A 16,551-nucleotide genomic window follows, 5' to 3' on the forward strand; every position below is an offset into this window, starting at 1 on the left:
GGACCACACCCGCATGTCCCTCAAAGCCCTGCGCACCCTGGTGACCATCGCCCGCCACGGCACATTCGCCCGTGCCGCCGACCTGCTCAGCCTCACCCCTTCGGCGGTAAGCCTGCACATCAAGACCCTCGAAGACGAACTGCAGGTGACCTTGTTCGACCGCAGCCGCAGGCAGGTGTCGCTGACCGAAGCCGGCCAATTGGCGGTGGCCCGCGCCGAGACCATCCTGGCTAGCTATGACGAACTGGCCGACGCTCTGGCCAGCGGCCCGAGCCTGCGCGGCCGCCTGCGCCTGGGGGCGATCCACACCGTGCTGGCGCGGCGCCTGCCCAAAGCGCTGGTGTGGATCAAGGCGCACCATCCGCAGTTGCATGTCAGCGTGGCCTCCGGCATGTCGGCGGAACTGGCACGGCGGGTGGAAGACGGCGAGCTCGATGCGGCGATCACCACCGAGCCGGTCAGCCCCTACCCGCAAAGCCTGGACTTCACGCCGTTGTTCGAAGACCGCTTCTGGGCCATCGCCAGTCCCGACCTGGCCGGGCTAAGCGTGCCGCAGTTACTGGCCAGCCAGCCGTTCCTGCGCTTCGACAAGCGTGCCTGGGCCGGGCGGCAGATCGAGCAGGAGCTGCGCCGCCAGCATCTGCAGGTGAGCGAGCAGATGGAACTGGACAGCCAGGAAGCGCTGGCGCGCATGGCGGTGATGGGCCTGGGCGTGGCAATCATCCCCATGGCCGATGACGACCTGCAACGCTTGCCACCGGCTACCTGCCTGCCATTTGGCGAACCGCAGCTGACCCGGCGCGTGGTGTTGCTGGAGCATGAGAAGAGCCAGCGGCGGCATTTGAGCGCGGTGCTGAAGACTGCGCTGGAGGCTTGAGATTGCCGGGGCCGCTGCGCGGCCCTTTCGCGACACAAGGCCGCTCCCACAGCGAACGCGTTGCATTTGAAGGCAGTGGCAAACCTGTGGGAGCGGCCTTGCGTCGCGAAAGGGGCGCACAGCGCCCCCAGAGCAACCATGCATTTTTCCTCAATGGTCAGTGCAGAAAACAACGTTTTTACAGATCGATCCGCACCAGTAGTCTGTGCCCCGTACCCGACCACGGAACGTCGATCATGCTCCACCTGCTGCTGACTACCCTGCTGCCGATCATCCTGCTGATTGCCCTGGGCACTTTCCTGCGCCTGCGCGGCTTTCTCGCCGATAACTTCTGGCCCGGCGCCGAGCGCCTGAGCTATTACGTACTGCTGCCGTCGCTGTTCCTCCATGGCCTGGCCACCGCCAACCTCGATGGCGTACCGGTGCTGGGCATGGTTGGCGTGCTGATGCTCTCGACCCTGGCCGGGGCCGTGCTGCTGGTGCTGTACCAGGGCGCCATGAACCACGACGGTGCCGACTTCACCTCGGTGTTCCAGGGCGGCATCCGCTTCAACAACTACATCGGCGCCACCCTTGCAGCGGGTATCTACGGCAGCGCCGGCATTGCCCTGGCAGCGGTGGCCAACGCCGCCATCGTGCCACTGGTCAACCTGCTTTGCGTGTTGGTGTTCGCCCGCTTCAGCGCCCGCCATAGCTCACCGGCCACGGTGCTGCGGGCCATCTTCGCCAACCCCTTGATCGTCGGTTGCGCCGGCGGCTTGCTGCTGCGCGCCAGCGGGCTGAGCTTGCCAGCGGGTATCGAACCCACGGTCAAGGCCCTGGGCCAGGCCGCCCTGCCGCTGGGCCTGCTGTGCGTCGGCGCAGCCCTGGGTGGTGCCCGCCTGGGCCAGCAGGTGCGCCCGCTGATGGCGGCGTCGGCATTCAAGTTCCTGGTCATGCCGCTGACCACCTGGGGCTTGTGCCGCCTGCTTGGCCTGGGTGGCCAGGCAGCGGTGGTGGCGGTGCTGTTCCAGGCACTGCCGACCGCGTCATCTTCCTATGTGATGGCCCGGCAAATGGGCGGTAACGCACCGCTGATGGCCACCATCATCGCCCTGCAGACTGTGTTGGCCGCCGCCACCCTGCCTTTGGTGCTGATGCTTGCGCTTGGCTAGACTGTGAACCAGCCCACAGTTCGGGAGCTTGCATCATGCGCCTTTCGTGGATGGTGATCGGCCTGGTTTCGGCCCTGCTCGCAGGCCCCTTGCACGCGGCCGACCCGGCCAAGGCTGCCGTTGCCGAGGACAAGGCAGAGGTGCTCGAGGAAAAAGTGGTGAATGACACGCCACCCCCGAAAAAGGCCGAGACCCTCACACCGGGCGAAGCACAGGCAGTGGACCCGGCCGGCCAGGCGCCGCTGGATGACAGCATCACCTGCCTGGCCCGCACCATTTACTGGGAGGCCAAGGGTGCCGACGCCGAAGACATGGCCGCCGTGGCCAACGTCGTGCTCAACCGCCTGGGCCACGATGGCTTCCCGGATACCATCTGCGGCGTGGTCAAGCAGGGGGTGGAAAGCAAGGCCTGCCAGTTCTCCTGGTGGTGCGACGGGCGCCCGGACCAGGTCGAAGAAGCGCAACGCTACGACATTGCCAAGGAAATCGCGCGCAAGGCGCTCAACCAGCAATTGAGAGACCGCACCGGGGGTGCCTTGTACTTCCATGACCGCAATGTGCACCCGGACTGGGCCAAAGCCTACCGCCGAACGGCGCAGACCAGGCATTTTCTGTTCTATAAACCGAACCAGGCGGTGGCGCGCTGATAGACGCCGGGCGCCAGCAAACCGGCAGACAGGCGTGGTTCGATAGGAATGATTACCAACTATTCGCACTTTTCAGATGAACAGTGGTCTACTCCCTCTTTTGCCGCCAGCAACGAATGTTGGCGTTCTCATTGCTTTGCACGAGCCCGGGCCAAAAGCCCCGGGCTTGTGTAGGATGAGCAGCGCGAACCCCGACGCTGCCAGTCATAGGGAGATCCACATGCGCGTCCTGTCATCCGTAGCCGCCTTGTCGCTGGGCCTGGTCGTCTCGGTCGGGGCCATGGCTGCCACCGGCGAAGAAGCGCAACTGATCGATTCGATCAATGTCTACCGCAGCAAGGCCCAGCCCTGCGGTGGCGAAGCGTCGTTGGAACTGCCGCCGCTCAACAGCGATACCCGCCTGGCGCTGTCGCCAGAGGGTACCCGCGACCTGCAGCAGGCCATGACCCGCGCCGCCTACCCGATGGTCAACGTGCAGGCCATCAGCCTGTCGGGGCCACGTGATGCGCGCGCTGCCATGCATGCCATCGAAGAGAGCTTCTGCCAGGTGGTGCTGGACCCGCAGTTCGTCGATATCGGCGTCAGCCAGGAAGGCCGCGACTGGCGCATCGTGCTTGCCCGGCCGCTGCTCAGTGGCCGCCTGGGCGACTGGCAGGCCGAGGGGCAGAAGGTGCTGCAGGAGATCAACGCCGCGCGCAAGGTGCCGCGCCAATGCGGTGGCCAGCCCTTCGCCGCCGCCCCCGCACTGAGCTGGAGCACGGTGCTGGCCGGGGTTGCCGCCAGCCACACCCGGGCCATGGCCAACCAGAACTTCTTCGACCACATCGACAAGGATGGCCGCACCCCCGGTGACCGGGCAGAGCTGGCCGGCTACCTGTACCAGCAGATCGGCGAAAACATCGCCGCCGGGCGTGACACCGCGCGCAAGGTGGTCGATGGCTGGCTGGATAGCCCGGGGCATTGCGCGACGCTGATGAACCCGGACTTCCGTGAGCTGGGCGCTGCGTATGCAGTGGACCCGAAGAGTGATGCGGGGATCTACTGGACAGGGTTGTTCGGGACGCCGCAGTAGGCCGGCTCCCACAGGACTCATTCAAATAGCAGGGACCCTGTGGGAGCGGCTTTAGCCGCGAACACCGGCGCAGCCGGTGCCATGCACCGCGGTGGCTTCTTCGCGGGTAAACCCGCTCCCACAGGGTACGTGGACCGCTTGTGAATTCAGTTCTCTACGTGACAGCGCAGCTCAAGGGCCGTGCATCCAAACCGTCGCCGCACGCACTTGCCCAGGTAACTGGCATCGCCCAGGCCCACTTCATCGGCAATCTGCGCCAGGCTGTGGCTGGAATTGAGCAGGCGCCAACGCGCCTGTTGCAGGCGCATCTCCAGCCACCAGGCCTTGGCGCTCATGCCATGGCTGGCGTGAAACTGCCGGTCCAGCTGGCGCCGGCTGATGCCCAGCTCAGCCGCCAACTGCTCCGCGGTCAACGGCGTACCCAGGTGATGACGCATCAATGCCTGCGCGCGCTGCACCTGCCGCCCCTGCCCGGCCCCCAGCTCCAACGAGCGCAAGGCATGGCGGCTATCACGGGTTTCATCCACCAGCATGTCAGCCAGGCCCTTCAGCGCCCTGGCCCTCCCGCAGGCGCGTGACAACAGCGCGACGGCCAGGTCGATGGCCGCGGTGCCGCCGGCGCAGGTGATGCGGCTACCGTCGATGCAATACAGCTGCTCACTCAGTACCTGCAAATGCGGGAAGGCTGCACGGAATTCGGCTTCGTGGCGCCAGTGCACCACTACCTTGTGGCCCTGCAGCAACCCGCAGGCGGCCAACAGGAAAGCACCGTTGTCGACCGCCACCAGCTTGACGCCAGCCTTGCCAGCCTGCCTCAGCAAGGCCCGGTAGCGAGGCGCCAGCGCGGCAGTGGCCAGCGCGTTGCGCCCGCCGAACACCACCAGGTAGTCGAAACTGGCCAGCTCGAGCTGGCCAGCGACGGCCTCGACCTGCACCACCGCGCCACTGCTCGAAGGCACCGGGTCGAGTGTCAGCCCTGCAACGGTCCAGCTGCAGTAGCGCTGCTGGCTGTAGTCCTCGTCGTCGGCGCTGAAACGCAACTTGTCGAGAAAGGCACCGAACGGCAGCAGGGCAAAATCCGGTAACGGCAAGATCAGCAAGCGGATATCGGGCTGCATTGGCTTCGCGTCCAGAAACGACCATTCAATGTCCGGATCATACCCTTGCCCGACAAGATCGGCGCCATAGACTGGCGCCCTCTCCATCAACAAGGCATTCCCCACCATGGCACTCGACACCTGGCTCATCTACCTGCTGGCGAGCATCGGCCTGTCGCTGACCCCAGGCCCCAACAGCCTGCTGGCCCTGACCCACGGTGCCCTGTATGGCGCACGCCGGACGTTGTTCACCATCATCGGCGGGGTGTTTGGCTTCAGCGCCCTTATTGCCTTGGCCATGTTCGGCCTCAGCGCATTGCTGCAGGCCTCGGCCTCGGTGCTGAGCGTGCTCAAGTGGGTGGGTGGCGCTTATCTGGTCTGGCTGGGTATCCAGCTGTGGCGCAGCCCGGGCCTGCACCTGGAACTGACCGCGCAAAGTGCGCGGCTGGGCAATGCCGGCCTGTTCCGCCAGGGCCTGCTGTCGGCCATGGCCAACCCCAAGGTGCTGCTGTTCTACGGCGCTTTCCTACCGCAGTTCATCGACCCGCAGCGTGGGTTGCTGCTGCAGTTCGTGGTGATGGCGGCGACCTTTGCCAGTGTCGAGTTCCTGGTCGAATACCTGTTGGCACGCCTGGCGTTTCGCATCCGGCCATGGCTGGCCAAGGGCGGCAAGGGCTTCAACCGCTGCTGCGGCAGCCTGTTTGCCTTGATTGGTGTGGCGTTGCCGCTTGGGCGGTAGCGTCTGATACAGGCGTGTGCCGTTTTTTTTGTGGGAGCGGCCTTGCGTCGCGAAAGGGGTGCGAAGCGCCCCCACGATCTACGCATCACTTCAGAATTGCCGGGGCCGCTTTGCGGCCCTTTCGCGACACAAGGCCGCTCCCACAGGTGACCGCGCTACCATTCAACCCCGGCGCGCTTTGGTCAGGAAGATGATCAAGGCCACGCCCGGCAACCCCGCCCCCACCAGCGCCACACCTTGCCAGCCGAACTGGCTGAACACCGCACTGGCCACCGCCGAACCCAGCGCCCCACCCAGGAAGATGCTGGTCATGTACACCGCGTTCAGCCGCCCGCGGCTGGCCGGGTCCAGCGCGTACACTTCACGCTGGCCGATGACCATGTTCATCTGCACCGCAAAATCCAGCAGCACGCCAGTCAGGCCCAGGCCGATCACGCTGTAGCCCGGCACGGTCAGCCCCAGCAACAGTGCCGCCGGTGCCAGTAACAACGCCAACAGCGAACCGGCCCGGGCATGCCCGGCATCGGCCAGGCGGCCGGCCATGGGTGCGGCGACGGCGCCTACCGCGCCCACCAGGGCGAATACTGCGATCTGGCTCTGCGACAGGCCATGCTCGGTTGCCAGGGCCATCGGCACCGCCGTCCAGTACAGGCTGAACGCCGCGAACATCAACGCCTGGTACAGCGAGCGCTGGCGCAGCAAGGGATAACGGCGCAGCAGCGTGAGCAGCGACAGCATCAGCCCGGCATAGCTGGCCTTGTGCTCGGGCACCCGCCGCGGCAAGGTCAGGGCCAGCAGCAGGATGATCGCCAGCATCACCGCGGCAGCGCCAATGAACACCGCCCGCCAGCCGAAGTAGTCGGCCACCAGGCTGGACAACGGCCGCGCCAGCAGGATACCCAGCAGCAGGCCGCCCATGATGTTGCCGACCACCCGCCCACGCTGCTGCTCCGGCGCCAGGTGCGCCGCCAGCGGGATGAGCATCTGCACCGCCACGGAACTGAAACCGATCAGCAGTGCATAGCCGAGGAACAGCTGGCCCTGGCCGCTGCTGCTGGTGCCCGCCAGCAGCAGGCTGACGCAGGCCAGCACGGCGGTAGCCACCATCAAGCGGCGGTTTTCCAACAGGTCGGCCAGCGGTACCAGCAACAGCAGGCCCAAGGCATAGCCAAGCTGCGTGAGCGAAACGATGAGGCTGGCATGCTCGGTGGACAGCCCCAGGTCCGGGGCGATCAGGCCGACGATGGGCTGGGCATAGTAGATATTGGCGACGATCGCGCCGCAGCAGAACGCCAGCAGGGCGACCAGGGCCCGGCTGAGGCCGGTGGCGGCAGGCTGCGCGGCGGCAAGGGAGGGATTCATGCGAGTGTCCTCGGCGATGGCTGGAATATGCCGGCCACCTTACCCAGACGCACTCCTGGCGAGAATCCAGCGCTGGCGCAACAGGGCTTTGCGCACTGCGCAACACTAGGTGCTGCGCTGCAACAGGTTTTCGCAAAAGTCGATAAAGGCATTCACCCGCCGTGAACCACGATGATTGGGCAGATACAAGGCGTTGATGCTGTCATTGGCAGCGCCGGGGCTGGCCTGCCAATCGGGGAACAGCCGCTGCAGGCGCCCGGCCGCCACATCCTCACGCACCAGCCAGTCGGCCAGCAGCGCGATGCCGCTGCCCGCCAGTGCGGTTTCGCGCAGCATGTCGGCATTGGCACTGCGCAACGGCCCGCTCACGTCCAGTTCCAGACTGTCCTGCCCACGGGCCAGGCGCCAGGGGCGGCTTTTCTGCCCGTAGCGAAAGCGCAGGCAGGCGTGCTCGAGCAGCTGCCGCGGATGCTCCAGCGCGTCACGCCCGGCCAGGTAGCCCGGGCTGGCCACCAGCCAACGCTGGAAGCGACCCAGCTGGCGGCATACCAGCTCGTCATTGGGCGAGGGGTCGCCCAGGCGGATCGACAGGTCATAGCGCCCGTCAAGCAGGTCATCCAGGCGGTCGCTGAGGTCGATGTCCAGCTCCAGAGCCGGATGTATCGCCAAAAACGGCCCCAGGTGCGGGGCGATGACCCGCCTGCCGAACTCCACCGGCAAGCACAGGCGCAGCACACCGACAGGCTCCTCGCCCCGGTCGGCGACACTGGCATCGGCCTCGTCCAGAGCCTCGAAAATACCCCGCGCGCGCTCGTAATAACGGGCGCCGGCCTCGGTCAGGCTGACCTGGCGCGTGGAGCGGTTGAGCAAGGTGGCGCCCAACGCCGCTTCCAGGGCATCGACCAGGCGCGTCACCGACGATGTCGCCAGCCCAAGCTGGCGGGCGGCGGCAGAAAAGCCCTGGGCATCGACGGTGGCCACGAACATTTTCATCGCCAGGAGTTTGTCCATTTGTTGCCCGTCTTCCAAATCCCGGAAAGTTCTTACAAACAGCCGGGCCGGTCAAGAAGCGCGGCGCACGGCAATTGCGTCCATAGTGGAACTACCCCCTTCCAAGCGAGGTTTTCCATGATCCCGACCAACCTGCTGACTGCCCTGCCCCCTTGCGACCCCACCAGCTCCGAACGGGTCGACCAACTGCTCAGCCGCCCGGGTGTGCGTGTTGAGCGTATCGTTTCCAGCGGCCAGGCCAGCCCGCCCGGTTTCTGGTACGACCAGGCCGAAGGCGAATGGATCGTGCTGCTCAGTGGCGCCGCCGGCCTGCGCTTCGAGCACGAGAGCCACACCCGCCTGCTGGCGCCGGGCGATTGCCTGGACATCCCGCCGCATTACCGCCACCGCGTGGAATGGACCGCCCCCGGCACCGCCACCATCTGGCTCGCGGTGTTCTACAGCAGCGGCACGCCGTGGCCGGCGTGAATCCGGTAATCGAAAATCGAACGCGGGTTAACCAGCCGACATGAACACCCTGTTTACTGCAATTTTAAGCGCATGATCTAGACTTTTAGCCACACCTTGCAGAGTTCAACCCTGCGACAATCCGCCCCACAAAATTATGTACCAACTTGTTAATTAGCAAGCTAAGAGATTACACTGCGCGCATTCCACCTGCTGAGATCCCTGGCATGAAAGAAACACCGCGCGCCTCTGGCGCCACAAACATCATCCTGGTCGGCCTGGGCGTGATCATCGCCCTGCTCGGCCTCCTCCTGGCTGCGGGTGGCGTCAAGCTGGCCGGCCTGGGAGGTTCCTGGTACTTCCTGATCGGCGGCCTGGCCATGGCCATCGCCGGCGTTCTCATCGCTCGCCGCAAGCCGGCTGGCGCCTGGCTGTACGCGGCGTTCCTGGTCGGCACTGCCATCTGGGCGCTGATCGACGCTGGCCTGGTGTTCTGGCCGCTGTTCTCGCGCCTGTTCATGTTCGGCGCAATCGGCATGGTGGTGGCACTGGTCTACCCGCTGCTGGCCCGTGCCAATGGCACCAGCGCCGGCCGCGGTGCCTATGGCGTTGCCGGGGTTATGGCCGTGCTGCTGGTGATCGCCGCCGGCAACATGTTCGTCGCCCACCCAAGCGTCGCCCCCACCGGCAAAGGCCCGGCCATGACACCGGTCGAGGCCGGCAAGGCGCAGAAGGACTGGGCTCACTACGGCAACACCGAAGGTGGCAGCCGCTTCGCCGCGCTGGACCAGATCAACCGCGACAACGTCAACAAGCTGAAAGTGGCCTGGACCTACCGCACTGGTGACGTGGCGCTCAGCGACGGCAACGGCGCCGAAGACCAGCTGACCCCGCTGCAGGTCGGCAACAAGGTGTTCATCTGCACCCCGCACAACAACCTGATCGCCCTTGATGCCGACACCGGCAAAGAGCTGTGGAAGAACGCGATCAACGCCCAGTCCAAGGTCTGGCAGCGTTGCCGTGGCATGGCCTACTTCGACGCCACTGCCGCCATCGCCCAGCCGACCCAGCCGAACAGCTCGCCAATCACCGCGGCCAGCGTACCGGCCGGTGCCAACTGCCAGCGTCGCCTGCTGACCAACACCATCGATGGCCGCCTGATTGCCGTCGACGCCGACACCGGCGAGTTCTGCCCGGGCTTCGGCAACAACGGCCAGGTCGACCTCAAGGCCGGCCTGGGCGATGTGCCGGACTCCTACTACCAGCTGTCCTCGGCCCCACTGATGGCCGGCACCACCGTGGTGGTCGGCGGCCGCGTCGCCGACAACGTCCAGACCGACATGCCAGGCGGCGTGATCCGTGGTTTCGACGTGATCACGGGTGAAATGCGCTGGGCCTTCGACCCCGGCAACCCGGAAGATCGCCAGGCGCCGCAGGGCGACAGCACCTATGTGCGCAGCACCCCCAACAGCTGGGCCCCGATGTCCTACGACCCGGCGATGAATACCGTGTTCCTGCCGATGGGCTCGTCGTCCACCGACATCTACGGTGTCGAACGCAGCAAGCTGGACCACACCTATGGCGCTTCGGTACTGGCGCTGGACGCCACCACCGGCAACCAGAAGTGGGTGTTCCAGACCGTGCACAACGACCTGTGGGACTTCGACCTGCCGATGCAGCCGAGCCTGATCGATTTCACCAAGGACGACGGCCAGTCGGTACCTGCAGTGGTAATCGGCACCAAGGCCGGGCAGATCTACGTGCTCGACCGCGCCACCGGCAAGCCGCTGGCCCAGGTCGACGAAGTACCGGTCAAGCCAAGCAACATCCCCAACGAGCCGTACTCGCCAACCCAGCCGAAGTCGGTGGGCATGCCGCAGATCGGCGCGCAGACCCTGACCGAATCGGACATGTGGGGCGCAACCCCGTACGACCAGCTGCTGTGCCGCATCGACTTCAAGAAAATGCGCTACGACGGCCTGTACACCGCGCCGGGCACCGACCTGTCGTTGAGCTTCCCGGGTTCGCTGGGCGGCATGAACTGGGGCAGCATTTCCACCGACCCGGTACATGGTTTCATCTTCGTCAACGACATGCGCCTGGGCCTGTGGATCCAGATGATCCCGTCGCAGAACAAGGGCGGTGCCGCTTCCGGTGGCGAAGCGCTGAACACCGGCATGGGTGCAGTACCGCTCAAAGGCACCCCGTATGCAGTGAACAAGAACCGCTTCCTGTCGGTGGCCGGCATTCCGTGCCAGGCGCCGCCATTCGGCACCCTGACCGCCATCGACATGAAGACCCGCCAGGTGGCGTGGCAGGTACCTGTGGGTACCGTCGAGGACACCGGCCCGCTCGGCATCCGCATGCACTTGCCGATCAAGATCGGCCTGCCGACCCTCGGCGGCACCCTGTCCACCCAGGGCGGCCTGGTGTTCATCGCCGGCACCCAGGACTTCTACCTGCGCGCCTACGACAGCAGCAACGGCAACGAAATCTGGAAGGCTCGCCTGCCAGTGGGCAGCCAGGGCGGCCCGATGACCTACGTTTCGCCGAAAACCGGCAAGCAGTACGTGGTGGTCACGGCTGGCGGCGCGCGCCAGTCGACTGACCGTGGCGATTACGTGATTTCTTACGCTCTGCCGTAAGACCGCGTCGCCTTCTTCGCGGGCACGCCCGCTCCCACAGGGACTGCACCGTCCGCTTGGGCAGTGATCATCCTGTGGGAGCGGGCTTGCCCGCGAACAGGCCCCAGAAAAGAATACGAGATTCAGCAATGCCATCCGCAATTCGCATCACCCCCACCCTGTTGCTGGCCCTCGCCAGCAGCACCGCCCTGGCCGACGGCGACCTGATGACCCGCAGCACCCTGACCGGTGACTGGGGCGGCCTGCGTCACCAGCTGGAAGAAGACGGCGTCAGGTTCACCGGCGACTACAGCGGCGAAACCGCCTACAACGCCCACGGTGGCCTGCACCGCTCGGCGCGCTACTCGCAAAACCTGAAACTGGGCGTGCAGTTCGACCTGTCGAAACTGTATGGCCTGGACAACGGCGGCAAGGTCCAGCTGACCATCAACGACCGCCGCGGCAACAGCGCCTCGGAAGACCTGGTGGGCAACCGCCTGCCGATCCAGGAAAACTTCGGTGGTCTGTACACCCGCCTGACCGAGCTGAGCTACGAGCGTACCCTGTTCACCCCGGCGCTCAACGTCAAGCTCGGCTACATGGCCATGGGCAACGACCTCGGCGGCCTGGACAGTGGCATCCTGTGCAACTTCATGAACGCCGGCTTCTGCGGCCACCCGCTGAACATGTCTGGCGGCAGTGGCTGGACCAATTACCCCAATGCCCACCTAGGCGTACGGGTGAAGTACGACCTGTCGCCATCCTGGCAACTGCGTGTGGCGGCGTTCAACGTCGACCCGGAAAGCAATGGCAACTCCAGCCGCGCCTGGCACCTGGGCCCCAAGCACACCACTGGCACCGTGGTACCGGTAGAGCTGGTCTACAAGCTGCAGGGCGAGCTGCCTGGCGAGTACAAACTGGGCTACTACTACGACAGCTCCGACGTGAAGCGCATCGGCAGCGACGAGGAAGTGTCCGGCCGTGGCGGCCACTACTTGCTGGTCGACCAGGCGGTGTGGAACGACCAGGGCTTGCCGGGCCGCAGCCTGCATGCCTTCGGCCAGTACTCGGCGTCGAGCAAGGCCGCATCGCCATTCACCAAGTGGTATGGCGCCGGCGTGGTGCTGTACAAGCCGTTCGCAGGCCGCCCGAAGGATACTGTGGCCCTGGGCTATGGCCGTGCCGTACCCAACCCGCGTAGCCGCGACGTGCTGGAAGATGCCGCGTTCGATGCCGGGCAGCAGTTCCCCGATATCGACAGCGGCGAGCAGCTGGTCGAGCTGAGCTATGGCTACCAGGCCACACCGTGGCTGAACCTGCGCCCGGATGTGCAGTACATCATCGAGCCGGGCGCGTTCTCCGGGAAGGACATCGACAACGCGCTGGTGGTTGGCCTGCAGGTCAAGGCTACCTTCTGAAACCTTGATTGGGGCTGCTCTGCAGCCCTTCGCGGGCACGCCCGCTCCCACAGGTGTATCACCGGCTGTCCTGGCGGTGCTGTACCTGTGGGAGCGGGCGTGCCCGCGAAGAGGCCAGCGCAATCAACCCTGCCTGAGGTAATCCACCAACCTCAGCAACATGGCATCACACCCCCGCAACTGCTCGACGCTGACGAACTCATCCGGCTTGTGCCCCTGGTCCATGCTCCCGGGCCCACACACCACAGTCGGGATGCCCACCTGGTCGAACAGTCCACCTTCGGTACCAAACGCCACCGTACCGAACTCATCCGAACTACTGAGCAACGCCACCAGGCCAGCCGCCTCGCTATCCGCTGGCGTGGCCAGCCCCGGATACGCACTCAACGGCTGCAGGCGAATGGCGCTGGCGGCATTGACCTTGCGCATGCGCGGCAGCAGTTCGGCCTCGGCATAGGTTTGCAGCTGGTCGGCCACTGCCTGCGCCTCGAACCCCGGCAAAGCCCGTACTTCGAAATCGAATTCGCATTCCGCAGGCACGATGTTCAGCGCCCTGCCCCCTTTGATCACACCGGTCTGCACAGTGGAGAACGGTGGGTCGAAGCGCTCGTCGTGATGCTCCGGCAACGCCAGGGCATCACCGATATCACCCAGCTTGCCGATCAGCTTCGCCGCATACTCGATGGCATTCACCCCATACGGCGCGTACGCCGAGTGGCAGGCCGCGCCATGCACCTGGCAACGCATCGCCAGCTTGCCCTTGTGCCCCAGCACCGGCTTGAGTTCGGTGGGTTCGCCAATCAGGCACAACCGTGGCTTGTGCGGGCGCTGCTCCAGCGCGGCCAGCATCGAGCGCACCCCCAGGCAGCCGACTTCCTCGTCGTAGGAGAACGCCAGGTGCACCGGCATGCGCAACGGCTGTGCGAGAAACGCCGGTACAGCCGCCAGTACCGAAGCGATGAAGCCCTTCATGTCGGCCGTGCCGCGGCCATACAGGCGCCCGTCGCGCTCACTCAGGGCAAACGGCTCGACTGTCCAGGCCTGGCCGTCCACCGGCACCACATCGGTATGCCCGGACAGCACCACGCCGCCAACGTCCCGGGGGCCGATGGTGGCGAACAGGTTGGCCTTGGTGCCTTCCGGGTTATGGAACAGTTCGCTTTCCACCCCCAGCTCGGCCAGGTAGTCGCGGATGAAGCTGATCAGTTCGAGGTTGGAATCCCGGCTGACCGTGGCAAAGCCGATCAGCCTGGCCAGCAGCGCGCGACTGGCAAATTCACTCATCGCCCGGCACCCCGTAGCTTGGCGCGGCAGTCGGGTTGAGGGCGCGGGTGACGTAGTCCTGCATCTGCGGCCGATACGCCTGCCACAGGCCATCGAGCACACCGATCGGGTCTGCTTCGGCCCAGTCCACACGCAGGTCCACCAGCGGCCAGGTCAGCTCGCCGGCAATCTTCAACGCCGCCGAGTGCACAGGCCCCGCCTCGCCACCTGCGGCCATCGCCGCGTGCATGGCCGCCAGCAGGCGGTCGGCCAGATGCCCGCCGGCTTGTTCAAAGGCCTGCACCATCGCCTCGATCACCTGGGTCGAGGCCAACAGGTTGCCTGCCGCCGCACATTGCTCACCGGCCACGGCGTGGTGGGTGCCCAGGGCTTCCTTGCCAGTGAACAGCGCCACCTGGCCATGGCTGTCGATCACCGTGAGCTGGCGATACTCGCTCCAGCCGTTGGCGCTCAGCACCCGGTCCAGCGCAGCGGCAGGCGGCAACTGGCCCTGTTCCAGGGCATCGAGAATCTGCGGGCCCAGCGCCGGCAAGGTGATGTTCTGGGTGGCGACCGCACCCACACCGGCACGCACCCACGGGCAGCGGGCGCCCACGGCGATGCTCGAAGAGCTGATGGCGATACCGACCTGGCCGGTTTCCTGGCAACGACCGATGATGGAAAAAGTCATGTCATGGTTCCTGTTGTGCTGTGCGATACACGGCATTCTGGGTTGAACCTTTCGGCCGGCGAAACGACCTTTTTCCGAGGGTTTGCAGAGGAAAAAACTATGACCACGAAACGTTCGGACAAAACCCTGGCACAGCTGCTGCTGGAACCGCTGCAGGCTGCAGGAATCAAGGCCTTCGCCGTTTTATCGGCAAGCCCCAGCTAAATACTATTTTCGCCATTTCCACGGCATCCCTAGTCTGGCCCCAGGCAACGGCGGTCCTCCAAACCGACCTGACAAAAACCGCCTGAACAAGGGCTCGGACATGACACTGAACAACCTCGAAATCGACACCCTCGTCGTCGGCGCCGGCCAGGCCGGCGTGGCCATGAGCGAACACCTGAGCAAGCTTGGCGTGCCGCACCTGGTGCTGGAGCGCAAGCGTATCGCCGAGGCCTGGCGCACCGGCCGCTGGGACTCGCTGGTGGCCAACGGCCCGGTCTGGCACGACCGCTTCCCGGGGCTGGAATTCAACCTCGACGCCGACGCCTTCGCCGGCAAGGACCAGGTGGCCGACTACTTCGAGCAGTACGTACGCAAGTACAACCTGCCCGTACGCACCGGCATCGAAGTGAAGAAAGTGCTGCGCAACAGCGACCGCCCCGGTTTTACCATCGAAACCAATGAAGGCGTGATTCGCGCCAACCGCGTGGTCGCCGCCACCGGCCCGTTCCAGAAGCCGGTGATCCCGGCCATCGCGCCGAAAGACAGCAACCTGCACCAGATCCACTCCGCTGCCTATTACAACCCCGAGCAGTTGCCAGAAGGCGCTGTGCTGGTGGTCGGCGCCGGCTCCTCGGGCGTGCAGATCGCCGAAGAACTGATGCGTGCCGGGCGCCATGTGTACCTCTCGGTCGGCGCCCACGATCGCCCGCCACGCGCTTACCGCAACCGCGACTTCTGCTGGTGGCTGGGCGTGCTGGGTGAGTGGGATGCGGAAATCGCCAAGCCTGGCCGCGAGCACGTGACCATTGCCGTCAGTGGCGCCCGTGGCGGCCACACCGTGGACTTCCGCGCCCTCGCCCACCAGGGCATGACCCTGGTCGGCCTGACCCAGTCGTTCGAGAACGGCGTGGCGCGCTTCCAGGACAACCTGGTCGAGAACATCAACCGCGGCGACGAAAACTACCTGGCCCTGCTGGATGCCGCCGATGCCTATATCGAACGCAACGGCCTGGACCTGCCGGAAGAGCCCGAAGCCCGCAAACGCCTGGCCGACCCTGAGTGCATGCGCAACCCGCTGCAGCAACTGGACCTGGCCAAGGCCGGTGTCACCAGCATCATCTGGGCCACCGGTTACGGTGTCGACTTCAGCTGGCTGCAGGTAGACACCTTCGACGCCAACGGCAAGCCCCAGCACCAACGCGGCGTGGCCCGCGAGCCGGGCGTGTACTTCCTTGGCCTGCCGTGGCTGTCGCGTCGTGGCTCGTCGTTCATCTGGGGCGTGTGGCACGACGCCAAGCACGTCGCCGGCCACATCGCCACGCAACGCACCTATGCCGCCTACCGCGACCGCGAGCAACGCGCAGCGGATGAGCAGCAGCAACCCAAGATCAGCAACGTCAGCACCCTCGGAGCCCACTGATGCCTACTCATACCCGCATCCGCATGTTCAACACCAAGGCCACCTACCCCAACCAGACCCTGGACAACGACCTGTGCCAGGCGGTGCGCGCCGGCAACACCATCTACGTGCGCGGCCAGGTCGGCACCGACTTCGAAGGCAACCTGGTGGGCCTGGGTGACCCACGGGCGCAGGCCGAGCAGGCAATGAAGAACGTCAAGCAACTGCTCGAAGAAGCCGGCTCGGACCTGTCGCACATCGTCAAGACCACCACCTACATCACCGACCCGCGCTTCCGCGAGCCGGTGTACAAGGAGGTAGGCAAGTGGCTCAAGGGTGTGTTCCCGATTTCCACCGGTCTGGTGGTGGCCGGGTTGGCCCAGGCCGAGTGGCTGATGGAGATCGATGTGATCGCCGTGGTGCCAGATTCGGTCTGATCGATCGGTTCAACCTGTAGGAGCGGCCTTGTGTCGCGAAAGGGCCGCAACGCGGCCCCAGGATTGATGCGCAACACTTGAAATTGCTGGGGCTGCTTTGCAGCCCTTT

Annotated in this window: 15 protein-coding genes; 10 read left to right on the top strand and 5 right to left on the bottom strand. The window is 65.5% G+C overall.

Annotation, left to right across the window (positions count from 1 at the left end; translation table 11 throughout):
* Positions 1-13: 13 nt before the first annotated feature.
* The 4 genes from KDB76_RS17290 to KDB76_RS17305 all read left to right on the top strand — a co-directional run bounded on the left by KDB76_RS17290 (position 14) and on the right by KDB76_RS17305 (position 3,750).
* A complete protein-coding gene (locus tag KDB76_RS17290; protein WP_038409756.1) occupies positions 14-877 on the top strand; it encodes a LysR family transcriptional regulator in 864 nt (287 codons plus the stop codon).
* Positions 878-1,113: 236 nt separating this feature from the next.
* On the top strand, positions 1,114-2,031 hold the full coding sequence (locus KDB76_RS17295) for an AEC family transporter (protein WP_038409757.1): 918 nt from the start codon (positions 1,114-1,116) through the stop codon (positions 2,029-2,031).
* A 35-nt stretch (positions 2,032-2,066) separates the two neighbouring features.
* On the top strand, positions 2,067-2,678 hold the full coding sequence (locus tag KDB76_RS17300) for a cell wall hydrolase (protein WP_023663417.1): 612 nt from the start codon (positions 2,067-2,069) through the stop codon (positions 2,676-2,678).
* Positions 2,679-2,898: 220 nt separating this feature from the next.
* Positions 2,899-3,750: a CAP domain-containing protein gene (locus KDB76_RS17305; protein WP_024087273.1), complete on the top strand. Its 852-nt coding sequence runs from the start codon at positions 2,899-2,901 to the stop codon at positions 3,748-3,750.
* Positions 3,751-3,896: 146 nt separating this feature from the next.
* On the opposite strand, the gene KDB76_RS17310 is transcribed toward KDB76_RS17305, so the two are convergent.
* Positions 3,897-4,868, bottom strand: a complete 972-nt coding sequence (locus tag KDB76_RS17310) for a helix-turn-helix domain-containing protein (RefSeq protein ID WP_038409758.1) — start codon at positions 4,866-4,868, stop codon at positions 3,897-3,899.
* Positions 4,869-4,974: 106 nt separating this feature from the next.
* On the opposite strand from KDB76_RS17310, the gene KDB76_RS17315 reads away from it, so the two are divergent.
* Positions 4,975-5,586, top strand: a complete 612-nt coding sequence (locus KDB76_RS17315) for a LysE family transporter (RefSeq protein WP_004376275.1) — start codon at positions 4,975-4,977, stop codon at positions 5,584-5,586.
* Between the two features lie 162 nt (positions 5,587-5,748).
* Here the strand turns inward: KDB76_RS17315 and KDB76_RS17320 are convergent, their stop codons facing one another.
* Both KDB76_RS17320 and KDB76_RS17325 read right to left on the bottom strand, forming a co-directional pair.
* Entirely contained in the window at positions 5,749-6,948 is a 1,200-nt protein-coding gene (locus tag KDB76_RS17320) for an MFS transporter (protein WP_013972960.1), read from the bottom strand.
* Between the two features lie 105 nt (positions 6,949-7,053).
* A complete protein-coding gene (locus KDB76_RS17325; RefSeq protein WP_038409759.1) occupies positions 7,054-7,959 on the bottom strand; it encodes a LysR family transcriptional regulator in 906 nt (301 codons plus the stop codon).
* 117 nt (positions 7,960-8,076) lie between these two features.
* On the opposite strand from KDB76_RS17325, the gene KDB76_RS17330 reads away from it, so the two are divergent.
* The 3 genes from KDB76_RS17330 (at position 8,077) to KDB76_RS17340 (ending at position 12,448) form a co-directional block, all read left to right on the top strand.
* On the top strand, positions 8,077-8,427 hold the full coding sequence (locus KDB76_RS17330) for a cupin (protein ID WP_013972962.1): 351 nt from the start codon (positions 8,077-8,079) through the stop codon (positions 8,425-8,427).
* A 206-nt stretch (positions 8,428-8,633) separates the two neighbouring features.
* On the top strand, positions 8,634-11,051 hold the full coding sequence (locus KDB76_RS17335) for a glucose/quinate/shikimate family membrane-bound PQQ-dependent dehydrogenase (protein WP_038409760.1): 2,418 nt from the start codon (positions 8,634-8,636) through the stop codon (positions 11,049-11,051).
* Between the two features lie 128 nt (positions 11,052-11,179).
* Complete coding sequence (locus KDB76_RS17340; RefSeq protein ID WP_013972964.1) at positions 11,180-12,448, top strand: carbohydrate porin; 1,269 nt, start codon at positions 11,180-11,182, stop codon at positions 12,446-12,448.
* Positions 12,449-12,571: 123 nt separating this feature from the next.
* Here KDB76_RS17340 and argE read toward each other — a convergent pair whose 3' ends face one another.
* Positions 12,572-13,732 (bottom strand): acetylornithine deacetylase, encoded by a 1,161-nt coding sequence (gene argE, locus KDB76_RS17345; protein ID WP_038409762.1) that lies wholly within the window; start codon positions 13,730-13,732, stop codon positions 12,572-12,574.
* Positions 13,725-14,402, bottom strand: coding sequence for a DUF1028 domain-containing protein (locus tag KDB76_RS17350; protein ID WP_013972966.1), 678 nt, complete (start codon positions 14,400-14,402; stop codon positions 13,725-13,727). The genes argE and KDB76_RS17350 overlap by 8 nt, the downstream gene beginning before the upstream one ends.
* 304 nt (positions 14,403-14,706) lie before the next feature.
* Here KDB76_RS17350 and KDB76_RS17355 point away from each other — a divergent pair, with 304 nt between their 5' ends.
* Entirely contained in the window at positions 14,707-16,026 is a 1,320-nt protein-coding gene (locus KDB76_RS17355) for an NAD(P)/FAD-dependent oxidoreductase (RefSeq protein WP_038409763.1), read from the top strand.
* A complete protein-coding gene (locus tag KDB76_RS17360) occupies positions 16,026-16,442 on the top strand; it encodes a RidA family protein (RefSeq protein ID WP_015270679.1) in 417 nt (138 codons plus the stop codon). Before KDB76_RS17355 ends, KDB76_RS17360 begins: the two co-directional genes overlap by 1 nt.
* The last annotated feature ends 109 nt before the right edge of the window (positions 16,443-16,551 follow it).

The sequence above is a fragment of the Pseudomonas sp. JS425 genome, assembly GCF_018223845.1.
In the GTDB taxonomy this organism is placed as follows: Bacteria; Pseudomonadota; Gammaproteobacteria; order Pseudomonadales; family Pseudomonadaceae; genus Aquipseudomonas; species Aquipseudomonas asiatica.